The following is a 13938-nucleotide window of genomic DNA, read 5'->3' as shown; positions in this document are numbered from 1 at the left end:
AGATTGAACCGCGATTGACTTTCAATCAAACAAAATGATATTGTGTTATGTATCAGGAAAATTGAAAGATGAGATGATGACAGCTCCGCTTCGCCGTCCCATTCCGCTCCTCGACAACGATGTGTTGCGCACCTTCGTGGCGATCGCGGAGACCGGCAATTTTTCGACCGCGGCCGAGGCTGTTTTCCGAACGCCATCGGCCGTCTCGATGCAGATCAAGAAACTCGAGGAGCAACTCGGCGCCACGCTGTTTCTGCGCGACGCGCGCTCCGTTTCGCTGACCCAGCATGGCGAGGTTCTTCTGTCCTACGCGCGCAACATGCTGGCTCTGTCGAATGAGGCGGTATCGCGCTTCATCATGCCCGAGCTCAGCGGCGTCGTGCGGCTGGGGGCGCCGGAGGATATCGGCGAGCGCATCCTGCCGGGTATCCTGAAGAACTTCAGCGAGAGTTTTCCAGGCATCATGGTCGACGTGACCATAGACATGAGCCTCGGGCTTAGAAAGCGCATGGAGGAGCAGAGGCTAGATCTGGCGCTGATCAACTGCGCCACGCGCCCGTTGCCGACCGATGGCGAGATCGTCTATCGCGAGCGGCTGGTGTGGGCTGGCGCCAAGTGCGGCACCGCGCATCGGCGCGAGCCGCTGCCGATCTCCATCTGGGAAGAGGGGTGCATCTGGCGGCTCGAGGCGCTTGCGCAGCTCGAACGGATGAAGCGGGATTTTCGCGTGGCGTTTCTCAGCGGTCACACGATGGCGCAGCGCGCCGCCGTGGTCTCCGATCTGGCGATCGCGCCGCTGCCGCGCTCCTATGTCGGTGAGGACATGGTCATCCTGGGCGCGCAGGACGGGCTGCCCGAGCTCGGCTCCTTCGATATCCGCCTGTTGACCATCTCGCAGATGACCGCGCCGATGAAAACGGTGGCCGAAAGTATCCGGCTCGCATTCAGCGAAAAGGCCAAGGCGATCGCCGCCTGAAGCCTTCCGGGCCCCGTGACCTGTGCCCGGCTAATGGCGGTCAAAAAAACGGACGTCGGCCTGAAACCTTTTTGGGTTCAGTGCGTTATCACCGCGCAGCAGTCGCGCGACTGTCTGCGGAGAGCGGTTTTTAACAAGGGATTTCTGACAATGACCACCACGGTAAAGATTGGTGCTGCCATCATGCTTCTGTTCACCCTGGCCTCGTGCGCCAATACCATCCGTGGCGTCGGTCGCGACACGGCGAACGCCGTCAACGCCACGCAGGATGCCGGTCGCAGCGTCGATCACGCGGCCAAGCGGTAAGCCGGCTCAGATTTTCGCCTGCGGATAGGCTTTGTCCAGCCCGCCGGATGCCGTCAGGCCTTTGCGGAAGGCGCTATACGCAGGATGCTGGCTGGACTTGGAAGCCTCCATCAAGCGAATCTGGAGACGCGGCGGTGCTGCGTCTCCAATCCATTTTCCGAATGCCTCGAGCTTCAGCGAGTTCAGGAACGGCGCGCGCGAGGCATGGTCGAGGTAACGGTGAATGCCGTCGAGCAGGCTGTCGTCCTGCGCCGGATTTTCCATGACAAGCGCAACATAGGACTTGTCCTGCTCGCCCAGCGCGGAAAGCCTGGCCGCGATCGTCTCGGGATCGGGAAACGGGGCTGAGGTCATCGTCATTCTCCATGTCGTCAGTCTGTCGTGCGTCGCCGGTGGTGGCGATCCGTGTTCGGCGCGTTTATGCAATCGCTTGCTTGCGGCAACCTGTCCCGCCGGCTCATATCGTTGCCGAAACAAAATCGTCAAAACCGCCACAATTCATATTTGGTTAAGTGCTCACTAACCATCCGGTAACGATGTGGCGCTAAGAATAGCGGCGTGGCGGGGGACAACCGCTGCTTTCCCGGATCAGGTATTGCGTCCCGGGGAACGTGAGCTTCGCCGCGTATGGGCAAAGCGCCAGCGTATTTCGGCAAGCCGCGCGACCTCAGGTCTGCGCGGCTTTCGCATTCAGGGCGCTTGCGATCGGCGGGTTGCGATTGACCGGTACCGAACCGTCGTTGTACGCCGTCTCCCAGTTTTTCGGAGCGCCGCGCCAATGACCAAAGCCATCATGCTGCAAGGAACCGGCTCGGATGTCGGAAAGACGGTGCTCGTTGCCGGCCTGTGCCGGCTGGCGGCCAATCGCGGTCTTCAAGTGCGTCCGTTCAAGCCGCAGAACATGTCGAACAACGCCGCCGTCGCCGATGATGGCGGCGAGATCGGGCGGGCGCAGTGGCTGCAGTCGATGGCCGCGCGGGTGCCGTCATCCGTGCATATGAACCCGGTGCTCTTGAAGCCGCAATCGGATGTCGGCAGCCAGATCATCGTGCAGGGCAAGGTCTGGGGGCAGGCCAAGGGGCGCGACTACCAGAGGCTCAAGCCGCAGCTGCTCGACTATGTCACCGAAAGCTTTCACAGGATCGCGCGCGGCGCCGATCTCGTCATCGTGGAGGGGGCGGGGTCGCCGGCCGAGATCAACCTGCGACCCGGCGATATCGCCAACATGGGGTTCGCGACGCGGGCCGGCGTGCCCGTCGTTCTCGTCGGCGATATCGATCGCGGCGGCGTGATCGCCTCTCTCGTCGGGACGCACACGATCCTGTCCGACGAGGATCGCGGCATGATCTCGGGCTATATCATCAACAAGTTTCGCGGCGACGTGTCGCTGTTCGACGACGGGATCGCCGCGGTCGGCCGGTTCACCGGCTGGTCCTGCTTCGGGGTGGTGCCGTGGCTGAAGGCGACGGCGCGGTTGCCGGCCGAGGATTCGGTGGCGCTGGAGCGGCTGGCGCGGGGCAAGGCCGGGGCGCTCAAGATCGCCGTTCCGGTGTTGCCGCGGATTGCGAACTTCGACGATCTCGATCCTCTGCTGGCGGAGCCGGATGTGGAGCTGGTTTTCGTGCGCGCCGGCGAACGGTTGCCTGTCGATGCGCAGCTGATCGTCCTTCCGGGCTCGAAATCCACCATTTCCGATCTCGCCGATTTCAGGGCGCAGGGCTGGGACGCGGATCTTTCCGCGCATGTCAGGCGCGGCGGACGGGTCATCGGCATTTGCGGCGGCTATCAGATGCTGGGCCGGATGGTCCGTGATCCGATGGGGATCGAAGGGAGCGTGCACGAGATCGAGGGGCTCGGGTTGCTCGAGGTCGAGACCGTCATGGACGCAGAGAAGACGGTCCGCAACAGCGTGGCGGTTTCGGCCGAGACCGGCGAGCCTCTTTCGGGCTATCAGATACATCTCGGAATGACCGAAGGCGCCGATCGGGTGCGGCCCTTCGCGATCGTCGATGGCGAGCCCGACGGAGCGATCTCGGGCGATGGGCGGATCGCCGGCACTTATCTGCATGGGCTGTTCGCCAGTGACGGCTACCGGGCCAGGCTGCTCGCAAGCCTCGGCCTGACCGGCCGGAGCCATAATTATCGTGCCGGCGTCGAGCAGGCGCTCGACGAGGTTGCCGCCGAGCTCGAAACCCATCTGGACAAGCGCTGGCTGGATAGCCTGCTCAGCCCGCAAGACTAGATTTCGCCCGAGACCTCGCGGCGGCGGCGGTCCAGTTCTTCGCTGTAGCGACGTAGCGTGTGGGCTTCGCTGAGCTGGCCGACCACGGTGCGTTCGACGAGATTGTTGACGACGGCGAGCGCTTCGCTCTCGGTCTTGTCGAAAATCGCGGCGGCCTGCTTGGCGTTCATCTGCGGCGTCAGGAAGTCGTTGCGGTAGCGTACGAATTCGTCCAGGCCCTTGCTCTCGTCGGCGGTGTCGGTGAGGTTGGCGTAGATATCGGGAACGAGCACGAGGCCGGCATATTTGCCGCTGTCCTCGACCAGGATGACGCGCTGCGCCGAGCCGATCGGGAAGCTTTCCTTGAAGGCTTCGATGCTGATGCCAACCTTGGCCGTCTTGACGTCGGCGCGCATCAGCTTGTTCACCGTCAGATTGCGGATCCAGCCGACGTCGTGGGCGCTGCGGATACTTTCGCCACGCAGGTGGAAGCGCCATGTGGCGAAGGAGTAGCCGAAGGTGCTGCGTACGACCAGCGAGGAGGTGATGACGGCGGCGAGAACCAGCACGGTGATCGGAAAGTCGCCGGTGATCTCGAGTGCCAGGAAGGTCATGGTCAGCGGCCCGCCGATGACGGCAACGGCAAGCGAGCTCATGCCGACGACGGCATAGATGATCGGCGTCAGCGACGCCTGGGCGAAATAGGGGGCCGAGTAGGCGAAGAACTTGCCGAGCAGCGCGCCCATGAACAGCGAGGCGAAGAAAAGACCGCCTCTGAAGCCGGAGCCGATCGAGATCGCCGACGCAAACGCCTTCAGCAGAAACAGACCCACCAGCGCCGGAATGGCAACGTCGCGGGCGAGATTGAGTTGCAGGGCACCGTGTCCGGCCGACAGCACCTGGGGGGTCACCAGTGCGAGCAGGCCGACGACGATGCCGCCGAGCGCCGGGCGAAACGGGAGCGCGATCGAGCTGCGGCGGGCAAGCTCCTCGACGAAGGCGACGCCCTGCATGATCAGGATGCCGATGCCGGCGCAGAAAGCGCCGAGCAGGATGGCGGGTATGTAATCGGCGGGCATGACGGTGCCGAAATCGCCGATATCGATGATGAAATCGCTGCCGCCCAGCCAGCGGGCGATCAGCGTGGAGACGAGCGCCGAGACGACGACCGGTGTCAGCGAGACGATCGTGTAGGTGCCGATGATCAGCTCGAACGCATAGAAGGCGCCCGTGAGCGGCGCATTGAACGCGGCCGCGATGGCGCCCGCCGCGCCGCAACCGACGAGCACGCGCAGATCGGCGCGGCGCAGTTGCAGCTTGTAGCCGAGCTTTGAGGCGATACCCGAGGCCAGCTGGGTATAGCCGGCCTCCAGGCCCACCGAGGCGCCGAAGCCGTTGGAGATCAGATTCTGGATCGCGACGATGATACTGTCGGTCAGCGACAGGCGGCCGCCATGCAGTGCGTTGGCCTCGATCGGGTCGACCATCGGCTTCTTGCGGGTCTTGGCCAGCACGTATATCAGGAGGCCGAGCAGGACGCCGCCGGCGACCGGGGCCGCCATCAGCAGGAACTTGTCGTTGATCTCGGACGAACTCAGGCGTTCGACGTCGCTGATGCCGAAGATAAGGCTGTGCATTTCACGCGAAATCAGGCTCATCGCGGTCACCGCGAGGCCCGAGGTGACGCCGACCAGCGCGCCGGCAAGCACCATGCCCATTTCGCTGCGCCGCAAGAGCGCGCGCATGCGCCCGACATCGAGAAGCGTGTGGATCGGGCCGAGCTGTCGGAGTTTGATTTTCAGGTGCATGTTGGGAAAATTGGGCGGGCGGCGGCCCGTTCAAGGTTGTGCGGGAAGGGGGATGAAGCGGTGCTGGCCGCTTGCGCTGCAAATGCGGCAAAAACCCGGCCGGCACAACAAGTTTTTTTGACATTAAGTCCATGATTATAGACGATAAATCTGGTAGAGATGGTCGTCTTTGGAATGCGTCTCGCCAATTTGGCTGGTGGCGGCGTTTGGCGATCGATTGACTTCGCGGCCGCGCTTGCCTAACGATGGATCGATAACGGATGGTTCCGGATCGCCAAAAGCGATGCGGATGAAAAGGGAATGTGACGGGGTGGACCCAACCAGGGCGCCTTCATCACAGCCGACCCCGCGACTGTAGAGCGGTCAGGGTCTTCCGTCCGGCGTCGGATGCGCTCTTGCCTGATGCCTGCGTGGTGCAGGCGGACGAGGGGCTGAAGGCGGCGGAAAAGCCACTGGCGATGCAAGCCATGATCAACCGGGGTTGGACGCCTCCTTATCTACGAATCGTCCGCCTTTTCATGATTGCAGCCGGGAAGGCGAGGAAGATCCGATGGCACGATCGGGATGGCCTGCGTGGCTATCCCGATCGTCGCCTGGACCCGCGAGCCAGGAGACCTGCCACTCGTGCCGGGCGCAAAGCCCAACCCTGGGCGCTTTGCCCGATGCCAGCACGGAGGTTGTCATGGCAGACAATGAGATTTTGGCGTCGGCGTCAGGCCGGACGCTTGCGATGTTCGCTATAAGCTCCCTCATTCCTGTGCTTGTCACAGGAATTCAGCCACCGCGCGTCCGCGCGGTGAATGACTCTTTTCTGCTGGGTCGGTGGTCTCTCGCGCCCAAGGACTTGGGCGCACTGGATTCCTGTGACATCGCCCGAGCCAAGCTTGGGCACAGGAATGAGGGCGATCTTGGCGGATCGCGGCACTCGACAATGGAAGCCGTTCCGGCATGACCACGGCTTCCTCCACCCTCATCCTCGGCGGCGCCCGCTCCGGCAAGTCTCGCTTCGCCGAACAACGCGTCATCGACAGCGGCCTTGAACGCCACTACGTCGCCACCGGGCGCGCCTGGGACGAGGAGATGCGCGCGCGGATCGACCAGCACAAGGCCGATCGCGGCGACCTGTGGACCACGCATGAGAAGCCGCTCGATCTTGTCGGCCAGCTAGCCGCGATCGACGGCGAGGGGCGGGCGGTGCTTGTCGACTGCCTGACGCTCTGGGTTACCAATCTGATGATGGAGGAGCGCGACATGACCGCGGAATTCGCGGCGCTTGCCGCCCACGTGCCGCGCGCCAAGGCGCGCCTCGTCATCGTTTCCAACGAAGTCGGCCTCGGCATCGTGCCGGACAATCGCATGGCGCGCGAGTTTCGCGATCATGCCGGCCGGCTGCACCAGATGATCGCGGCCGTCGCCGCGGACGTGTATTTTATCGCGGCGGGACTGCCGCTGAAAATGAAGGGTTGAATTTTATGAGCCAGCAGAAGATCCCCGCCACCGTCATCACCGGCTTCCTCGGCGCCGGCAAGACGACGATGATCCGCAACCTGCTTTCCAACACCAATGGCAAGAAGATCGCGCTCATCATCAACGAGTTCGGCGACCTCGGCGTCGACGGCGAGGTGCTGAAGGGCTGCGGGGCGGAAAACTGCACCGAGGACGATATCATCGAGCTCACCAATGGCTGCATCTGCTGCACGGTCGCCGACGACTTCATTCCGACGATGAGCAAGCTGCTGGAGCGCGAAAACCGGCCTGATCATATCGTCATCGAAACCTCCGGTCTTGCCCTGCCGCAGCCGCTGGTCGCCGCCTTCAACTGGCCTGACATCCGCACGCAGGTGACCGTCGATGGCGTGATCACCGTGGTCGACAGCGCCGCCGTCGCCGCCGGCCGTTTCGCGGACGATCACGATGCCGTCGAAGCCCGCCGTGTCGAGGACGACACGCTCGATCACGAAAGCCCGATCGAGGAACTGTTCGAGGACCAGCTCACCTGCGCCGACATGATCGTCCTCAACAAGACCGACCTCATCGACGGCGCCGGCCTTGCTCGTGTGCGTGAAGAGGTTGCCTCGCGCACGGCGCGCAAACCGGTGATCATCGAGGCTAAAAACGGCGTGGTGCCGACGAGCGTGCTGCTCGGGCTCGGCATCGGCACCGAGGAGGATATCGGCAACCGCAAGTCCCATCACGAACTCGAGCACGAGGACGGTACGCCGCACGACCACGACGAATTCGACAGCTTCGTCGTCGATCTCGGCCCGGTCGCCGATCCCGTCGCCTTCGTCGAGAGCCTGAAGGGCATCATCGCCGAACACGACGTTCTGCGCCTCAAGGGCTTCGTCGACGTCCCCGGCAAGCCGATGCGCCTGCAGCTGCAGGCAGTGGGGAGCCGCATCGACCACTATTTCGACCGCGCCTGGGCATCCGGCGAGACGCGCCGCACGCGGCTGGTGGTGATCGGGCTGCACGAGATGGACGAGGGCGCGGTGCGCAAGGCGATCGAGGGTCTGGTTTAAGGTTGATGGCTGGGATGCGCGGTTGTCGCTTTGAGGATAGCTTGACTGGTGCGGTGTGGCCCCCTCATCCGCCTGCCGGCACCTTCTCCCCGTGGGGGAGAAGGGATATGCCGCAACGTCTCGTTTCCTCTTCTCCCCAGCGGGGAGAAGGTGCCCGTAGGGCGGATGAGGGGGCCGCGCACTCTACGCCTGCGACCAATATTTCCCGTAAAGACCTAACGCCATGCACCTTCTTCTAGCCCAGCAGGGAACGATCAGCGACGGCGAGGAGGCGATCGATCTTGGTCAGTCTCCCGCCGACATCCTGTTCCTCTCCGCCGCCGACACGGAACTGGCGGCGGTGGCGGTCTCGCAGGGCCGGCGTGCCGGCGCGCGGTCGCTGCGCATCGCCAGCCTGATGAACTTCAAGCATCCGATGTCCGTCGATGCCTATGTCGAGCGCACGGCGCGGCATGCCAAGCTGATCATCGTCAGGGCGCTGGGCGGCGCCAGCTATTTCCATTACGCGCTGGAGGCGCTGCATGCGGCGGCGGCGCGCCACGGCGCGCTGATCGCGGTGGTGCCGGGAGATTCGAAACCGGACGCGGGCTTGACGCCGTTTTCGAATGTACCGCTGGAGGATCTGAATGCGCTCTGGGCCTATCTGATCGAGGGCGGTGACGCGAATACGCATGCGTTTCTTGACTATGCGGAGGCGATGCTGTCCGGGGCGGAGAAGCCGGAGGCGGCGGCACCCTTGATGAAGGCCGGGATATGGTGGCCGGGGCGGGGTGTCGTTGGGGTCGAGGAATGGCGGCTGTTGTCGGCGGGTGGCGCCACGGGCGAGACGCCGGCGGCTACAGACCGCCCCACCATCGCCATCTCCTTCTACCGTGCCCTCGTGCAGAGCGGTGAAACCCGGCCTGTCGAGGCGCTGATCGAGACCCTGATCGCCGAGGGAATTCGGCCGCTGCCGGTCTTCGCCTACAGCCTCAAGGATCCCGTCTCGAAGGGCATCCTCGAAAGCGTGTTCGCGGCCACGAAGCCTGACGTCGTCATCAACACCACCGGCTTCGCCGTCTCGGCGCCGGGTGCGGAACGGCAGCCGACTGTGCTGGAAGCCAGCGATGCCGTGGTGCTGCAGGCGATCTTTTCTGCGTCCTCGAAGGAGGTGTGGGAGAGTTCCTCGCAAGGGCTGTCGGCGCGCGATCTCGGCATGAACGTGGCGCTGCCGGAGGTCGATGGCCGGGTTCTCTCGCGAGCGGTCTCGTTCAAGTCGGCGGCGCGCTATGATGCGCTGGTCGAGGCCAATATCGTTGCCAGCGAGCCGGATCTGGGACGCATGGCTTACACCGCGCGTCTGGCCGCCAACTGGGCGCGGCTTCGCCATGCCAGACCGGCGGAGCGGCGGGTGGCGCTTGTGATGGCGAACTATCCGAACCGCGACGGCAGGCTCGGAAACGGCGTCGGTCTGGATACGCCGGCCGGAACGATCGAGGTGCTCCAGGCGATGCGCAAGGCCGGCTATCCCGTTGGTGACATCCCCGAGAGTGGCGATGCGCTGATGCGCCACATCATGGACGGGCCCACCAATTCCGGTCGCGACGGGAAGGTCGTCCGCGAGACGCTTTCCATGAGTCGTTACAGGGATTTCCTCGCAACTCTTCCGAAAAAGATTCAAGACGAAATCGGCGCGCGCTGGGGCGGGCCGGAGGCCGATCCCTATGTCGTGGATGGCGTCTTCGCGCTGCCGTTCACGCGCTTCGGCGATGTGCTCGTCGGCATCCAGCCGGCGCGCGGTTACAATATCGATCCGAAGGAAAGCTACCATTCGCCGGATCTTGTGCCGCCGCACGGCTACCTGGCCTTCTACGCCTTCCTGCGCCATGAATTCGGCGCGCATGCGGTGATCCACATGGGCAAGCACGGCAATCTCGAATGGCTGCCCGGCAAGGCGCTGGCGCTTTCGGAAAGCTGCTATCCGGAGGCGATCCTCGGGCAGCTGCCGCATCTCTACCCCTTCATCGTCAATGATCCCGGCGAGGGAACGCAGGCCAAGCGCCGCACGGCCGCCGTCATCATCGACCATCTGACGCCACCGCTGACGCGTGCCGAGAGCTACGGGCCGCTGAAGGATCTGGAGGCGCTTGTCGACGAGTATTACGAGGCGTCGGGCGGCGATCCGCGGCGTATCCGGCTGCTCAGCAAGCAGATCCTCGATCTGGTCGCCGATATCGGGCTCGATCAGGATGCGGGGATATCGAAGGGAGAAAGCGAGACCGAGGCGCTGAAGAAGCTCGACGCCTATCTCTGTGATCTCAAGGAGATGCAGATACGCGACGGGCTGCATGTCTTCGGGGTGTCGCCTGAGGGGCGGTTGCTGACAGATCTGACGGTGGCGCTGGCGCGGGTGCCGCGCGGGCTGGGCGAGGGCGGCGACCGGAGTTTGCAGCGGGCGATTGCCGGGGATGTTTTCGACGTCTTGGTGAATGGGAAAAACCCCTCCCCAACCCCTCCCCACAAGGGGGAGGAGCTTAACTCTTTGCCGCCGTTTCAACCCACAACATCTGAAAAGGCTGCGGTGGATCGAGGGGGCGAGGCAGGCTCGGCGGAAAGTCCCTCCCCCTTGTGGGGAGGGGTTGGGGAGGGGGCTTCCTTCGACCCCCTGAACTGCGACATGGCCGCCGCATGGACCGGGCCACGCCCCGAGATCCTAGCGGACGTCTCGTCCGATCCTTGGCGCACCCAGGGCGATGCCGTCGAGCGCGTCGAACTGCTCGCCGCCAAATTCGTGTCCGGTGAATTGCCATGCCCACCCCTCTGGTCCCGGACCAGAGCCGTCCTCCACGAGATCGAAACCCGCCTGAAACCCGCCATCCTCGCCTGCGGCGACGCCGAGATCGAAGGGCTGCTCCGCGGCCTCGACGGCTGCTTCGTTCCGCCAGGTCCCTCCGGCGCACCGACGCGGGGGCGGCCAGATGTTTTGCCGACCGGGCGGAACTTCTACTCCGTGGACAGCCGCGCGGTGCCGACGCCGGCGGCCTACGAATTGGGGAAGAAATCGGCGGAGCTTCTGGTGCGTCGCTATGTGCAGGATCACGGCGAATGGCCGGTGTCGTTCGGGCTGACGGCCTGGGGGACATCGAACATGCGCACCGGCGGCGACGATATCGCCCAGGCGCTGGCGCTGATCGGCGTCAAGCCGGTGTGGGACATGACATCGCGGCGGGTCACCGGGTATGAGATCATTCCGCAGGCCATGTTGAGAAGGCCGCGCGTGGATGTGACGCTGCGCATTTCAGGCTTTTTCCGCGATGCTTTTCCCGAGCAGATCGCTTTGCTCGACAAGGCGATCCGGGCTGTCGGCGCGCTGGATGAGGACGAGCAGGATAACCCGATCGCGGCACGCATGCGGGGCGAGGCGACACGGCTGGAAGAGGCTGGGCTCGACGCGGCGCAGGCAAAGCGGCGGGCGGGGTATCGGATTTTCGGGTCGAAGCCGGGTGCTTATGGCGCGGGGCTGCAGGCGCTGATCGACGAGAAGGGCTGGGAGCGGCGCGCCGATCTGGCGGAGGCCTATCTGGTCTGGGGCAGCTACGCCTATGGCGCCGGCGAAGAGGGCCGGGCCGAGCGCGGCGTCTTCGAGGAGCGGCTGCGCTCCATCCAGGCTGTCGTGCAGAACCAGGACAATCGCGAGCACGACCTGCTCGACAGCGACGACTATTACCAGTTCGAAGGCGGCATGGCGGCGGCGGCGGAGACGCTCGGCGGCATCAGGCCATCGATCTATCACAATGATCACTCGATGCCGGAGAAGCCCGTCATACGGTCGCTGGAAGAGGAGATCGCCCGCGTTGTGCGCGGGCGAGTCGTCAATCCGAAGTGGATCGATGGCGTCATGCGCCATGGCTACAAGGGCGCGTTCGAGATCGCCGCCACGGTCGATTATCTCTTCGCCTTCGCGGCGACCACGGGCGCGGTCGGCAACCATCATTTCGAGGCGGTCTATCAGGCATTCGTCGTGGATCAGAAGGTGCGCGATTTCATGCTCGAGAAGAACCCGGCCGCCTACGAGGAAATGAAGGAACGGCTGCTGGAGGCGATCGAGCGGCGGCTCTGGACGCCGCGCAGCAATTCCGCGCGGTTCGATCTTACCGCGACAGACAAAACACACGACAGATCAGGCGGCGGCGATGCCGCCGATCGATTGAAGCTTGCATCCGGGGAATAGCGACATGACCGAGGAAACGACCGAGACCACGACGGAGGCCACTGGCCACGACGATGCCCGCCACAGCGAGAAGATGGCCAAGAAGAAGGCCGCGCGCGACAAGATCATGGCGACGAAGACGGGCGAGAAGGGCCTGATCATCGTCCACACCGGCAAGGGCAAGGGCAAGTCGTCCTCGGCCTTCGGCATGATTTTCCGCCATATCGCGCATGGCAAGCCATCGGCGGTGGTGCAGTTCATCAAGGGGGCGATGTGGACAGGCGAGCGCGACCTGATCGAGAAGCATTTCTCCGATGTCTGCCAGTTCCACACGATGGGCGAGGGCTTCACCTGGGAAACGCAGGACCGCGCCCGTGACGTCGCGGCCGCCGGCGCTGCCTGGGAGAAGGCGAAGGAACTGATCCGCGACGAGCGCAATTCGATGGTGCTGCTCGACGAGATCAATATCGCGCTGCGCTACGACTATATCGATATCAACGATGTCGTGGCGTTCCTGAAAACGGAAAAGCCCTATATGACTCACGTCGTTCTCACCGGGCGCAATGCCAAGGATGAGCTGATCGAGATCGCCGATCTGGTAACCGAGATGGAGCTGATCAAGCATCCGTTCCGCTCGGGCATCAAGGGACAGGCGGGCGTGGAGTTCTGATGACGCAAAGCTGGGTCTTCTGGGCCGTCCTGTCGGCTGCCTTCGCGGCGCTGACGGCGATCTTCGCGAAGATCGGCGTTGCGGGCGTCAATTCCGATTTCGCGACGCTGATCCGCACCGTGGTGATCCTCGCGATCATCAGCGCGATCGTGCTGGCAAGCGGGCAGTGGCAGCCCTTCTCCAGCATATCGGCGAAGACCTGGCTGTTTCTCTGCCTGTCGGGCGCGGCGACCGGCGCGTCGTGGCTTGCCTATTTCCGCGCCTTGAAGATCGGCGACGCGGCGCGTGTTGCGCCGATCGACAAGCTGTCGATCGTTCTCGTCGCCATCTTCGGCGTCGTTTTTCTCGGCGAGAAGCTCAACATGATGAACTGGCTCGGTGTCAGCCTTATCGCCTCAGGAGCGCTGCTTCTCGCGCTTTTCTGAACCTCAGACCCCCAGCCAGACGCGTAGCGGATTGGCTGGGTCGGACAAGAGCTTGATCGTGAACGCGATGCACACGAGCACGAGCAGCGGCTTGATCAGCCTGGCGCCGATGCGCATGGCAAGCCGGGAGCCGAGCTGCGCGCCGAGAAACTGGCAGACACCCATCATCAGGCCGAGTTTCCAGAGCGTGGCGCCGAAGGAGGCGAAGACGATCAGGGCGCCGAGGTTCGAGCCGAAGTTCAGGAGCTTGGTGTGGGCGGTGGCCTTCAGCATGCCAAAACCGGCCAGCGAGACGAATCCCAGCATAAAGAACGAGCCGGTGCCCGGACCGAACACGCCGTCGTAGAAGCCGATCGCCGGTACGAGCGTCAGTCCGAAGACGAAGGGCGTGATGCGGCGGTGCTTGTCGACATCGTCGAGATTGGGCTTCAGCGCGAAATAGAGCGCGATCACCACGAGCAGGACCGGCATGATCGCACGCAGCACGTCGCCGGGGACGATGGTTGCGAGCGCCGCGCCAAGCGAGCCGCCCATGACCGCCATCAGCGCCATCGGCAGCTGTTGACGCAGATTGACATGCCCCTTGCGGGCATAGGCGATCGTCGCCGATCCGGCGCCGAACAGGGATTGCACCTTGTTGGTGCCCAACGTCTGAAGCGGCGGGATGCCGGCGATCAGCATCGCGGGGACGGTGATCAGTCCGCCGCCGCCGGCAATCGCATCGACGAAACCGGCAAAGAAGGCAGCCGCGGCAAGGAGAAGAACGAGGTGAGGGGCAAGGTCGTACAATGTGGAAACCCGTGGGACTGCGAAGGCACTGT

The 13938-nt window shown here is 64.0% G+C and carries 11 protein-coding genes, 1 pseudogene and 1 riboswitch; of the genes and pseudogenes, 9 read left to right on the top strand and 3 right to left on the bottom strand.

All coding sequences use genetic code 11. The annotated features are described in order from the left end of the window. Positions 1-34 precede the first annotated feature (34 nt). Together GGQ67_RS04380 and GGQ67_RS04375 are read left to right on the top strand one after the other, a co-directional pair. Positions 35-976, top strand: a complete 942-nt coding sequence (locus tag GGQ67_RS04380; RefSeq protein ID WP_183898985.1) for a LysR family transcriptional regulator — start codon at positions 35-37, stop codon at positions 974-976. A 150-nt stretch (positions 977-1126) separates the two neighbouring features. Beyond that, entirely contained in the window at positions 1127-1282 is a 156-nt protein-coding gene (locus GGQ67_RS04375) for an entericidin domain-containing protein (protein ID WP_183898984.1), read from the top strand. 6 nt (positions 1283-1288) lie between these two features. On the opposite strand, the gene GGQ67_RS04370 is transcribed toward GGQ67_RS04375, so the two are convergent. Then, complete coding sequence (locus tag GGQ67_RS04370) at positions 1289-1636, bottom strand: hypothetical protein (RefSeq protein WP_183898983.1); 348 nt, start codon at positions 1634-1636, stop codon at positions 1289-1291. A 424-nt stretch (positions 1637-2060) separates the two neighbouring features. Between GGQ67_RS04370 and GGQ67_RS04365 the strand changes: the two genes are divergently transcribed. Continuing rightward, positions 2061-3524 (top strand): cobyric acid synthase, encoded by a 1464-nt coding sequence (locus tag GGQ67_RS04365; RefSeq protein WP_183898982.1) that lies wholly within the window; start codon positions 2061-2063, stop codon positions 3522-3524. Here the strand turns inward: GGQ67_RS04365 and GGQ67_RS04360 are convergent. Next, entirely contained in the window at positions 3521-5311 is a 1791-nt protein-coding gene (locus GGQ67_RS04360) for a chloride channel protein (protein WP_183898981.1), read from the bottom strand. The genes GGQ67_RS04365 and GGQ67_RS04360 overlap by 4 nt on opposite strands. Positions 5312-5555: 244 nt before the next feature. Continuing rightward, positions 5556-5948, top strand: a riboswitch (cobalamin riboswitch). 105 nt (positions 5949-6053) lie between these two features. On the opposite strand from GGQ67_RS04360, the pseudogene GGQ67_RS25645 reads away from it, so the two are divergent. The 6 genes and pseudogenes from GGQ67_RS25645 to GGQ67_RS04335 all read left to right on the top strand — a co-directional run. Then, positions 6054-6224: pseudogene (locus GGQ67_RS25645) on the top strand (tRNA lysidine(34) synthetase TilS); the annotation flags it as partial. Positions 6225-6259: 35 nt separating this feature from the next. Then, positions 6260-6778, top strand: coding sequence for a bifunctional adenosylcobinamide kinase/adenosylcobinamide-phosphate guanylyltransferase (gene cobU / locus GGQ67_RS04355; RefSeq protein ID WP_183898980.1), 519 nt, complete (start codon positions 6260-6262; stop codon positions 6776-6778). Between the two features lie 5 nt (positions 6779-6783). Then, a complete protein-coding gene (cobW, locus tag GGQ67_RS04350; protein ID WP_183898979.1) occupies positions 6784-7833 on the top strand; it encodes a cobalamin biosynthesis protein CobW in 1050 nt (349 codons plus the stop codon). Between the two features lie 223 nt (positions 7834-8056). Further along, entirely contained in the window at positions 8057-12043 is a 3987-nt protein-coding gene (gene cobN / locus GGQ67_RS04345; protein ID WP_183898978.1) for a cobaltochelatase subunit CobN, read from the top strand. Positions 12044-12047: 4 nt separating this feature from the next. Beyond that, positions 12048-12692, top strand: coding sequence for a cob(I)yrinic acid a,c-diamide adenosyltransferase (gene cobO, locus GGQ67_RS04340; RefSeq protein WP_183898977.1), 645 nt, complete (start codon positions 12048-12050; stop codon positions 12690-12692). Further along, positions 12692-13117 (top strand): EamA family transporter, encoded by a 426-nt coding sequence (locus tag GGQ67_RS04335; RefSeq protein ID WP_183898976.1) that lies wholly within the window; start codon positions 12692-12694, stop codon positions 13115-13117. The genes cobO and GGQ67_RS04335 overlap by 1 nt, the downstream gene beginning before the upstream one ends. Positions 13118-13120: 3 nt before the next feature. Here GGQ67_RS04335 and GGQ67_RS04330 read toward each other — a convergent pair whose 3' ends face one another. Beyond that, the gene (locus tag GGQ67_RS04330; RefSeq protein ID WP_183898975.1) at positions 13121-13906 is read right to left on the bottom strand and encodes a TSUP family transporter; all 786 of its coding nucleotides are present in this window, start codon (positions 13904-13906) and stop codon (positions 13121-13123) included. Positions 13907-13938: the final 32 nt, after the last annotated feature.

Source organism: Rhizobium metallidurans, from assembly GCF_014196505.1.
In the GTDB taxonomy this organism is placed as follows: Bacteria; Pseudomonadota; Alphaproteobacteria; order Rhizobiales; family Rhizobiaceae; genus Rhizobium; species Rhizobium metallidurans.
Note: the sequence above shows the minus strand (reverse complement) of the source record. Positions and strands in the feature narration are given on the sequence as shown.

What these genes read in the sequence shown, in the direction of transcription:
- GGQ67_RS04380 (WP_183898985.1), top strand. Translation starts at nt 35, where the DNA reads ATGATATTGTGTTATGTATCAGGAAAATTGAAAGATGAGATGATGACA.
- GGQ67_RS04375 (WP_183898984.1), top strand. Translation starts at nt 1,127, where the DNA reads ATGACCACCACGGTAAAGATTGGTGCTGCCATCATGCTTCTGTTCACC.
- GGQ67_RS04370 (WP_183898983.1), bottom strand. Translation starts at nt 1,636, where the DNA reads ATGACCTCAGCCCCGTTTCCCGATCCCGAGACGATCGCGGCCAGGCTT.
- GGQ67_RS04365 (WP_183898982.1), top strand. Translation starts at nt 2,061, where the DNA reads ATGACCAAAGCCATCATGCTGCAAGGAACCGGCTCGGATGTCGGAAAG.
- GGQ67_RS04360 (WP_183898981.1), bottom strand. Translation starts at nt 5,311, where the DNA reads ATGCACCTGAAAATCAAACTCCGACAGCTCGGCCCGATCCACACGCTT.
- cobU (WP_183898980.1), top strand. Translation starts at nt 6,260, where the DNA reads ATGACCACGGCTTCCTCCACCCTCATCCTCGGCGGCGCCCGCTCCGGC.
- cobW (WP_183898979.1), top strand. Translation starts at nt 6,784, where the DNA reads ATGAGCCAGCAGAAGATCCCCGCCACCGTCATCACCGGCTTCCTCGGC.
- cobN (WP_183898978.1), top strand. Translation starts at nt 8,057, where the DNA reads ATGCACCTTCTTCTAGCCCAGCAGGGAACGATCAGCGACGGCGAGGAG.
- cobO (WP_183898977.1), top strand. Translation starts at nt 12,048, where the DNA reads ATGACCGAGGAAACGACCGAGACCACGACGGAGGCCACTGGCCACGAC.
- GGQ67_RS04335 (WP_183898976.1), top strand. Translation starts at nt 12,692, where the DNA reads ATGACGCAAAGCTGGGTCTTCTGGGCCGTCCTGTCGGCTGCCTTCGCG.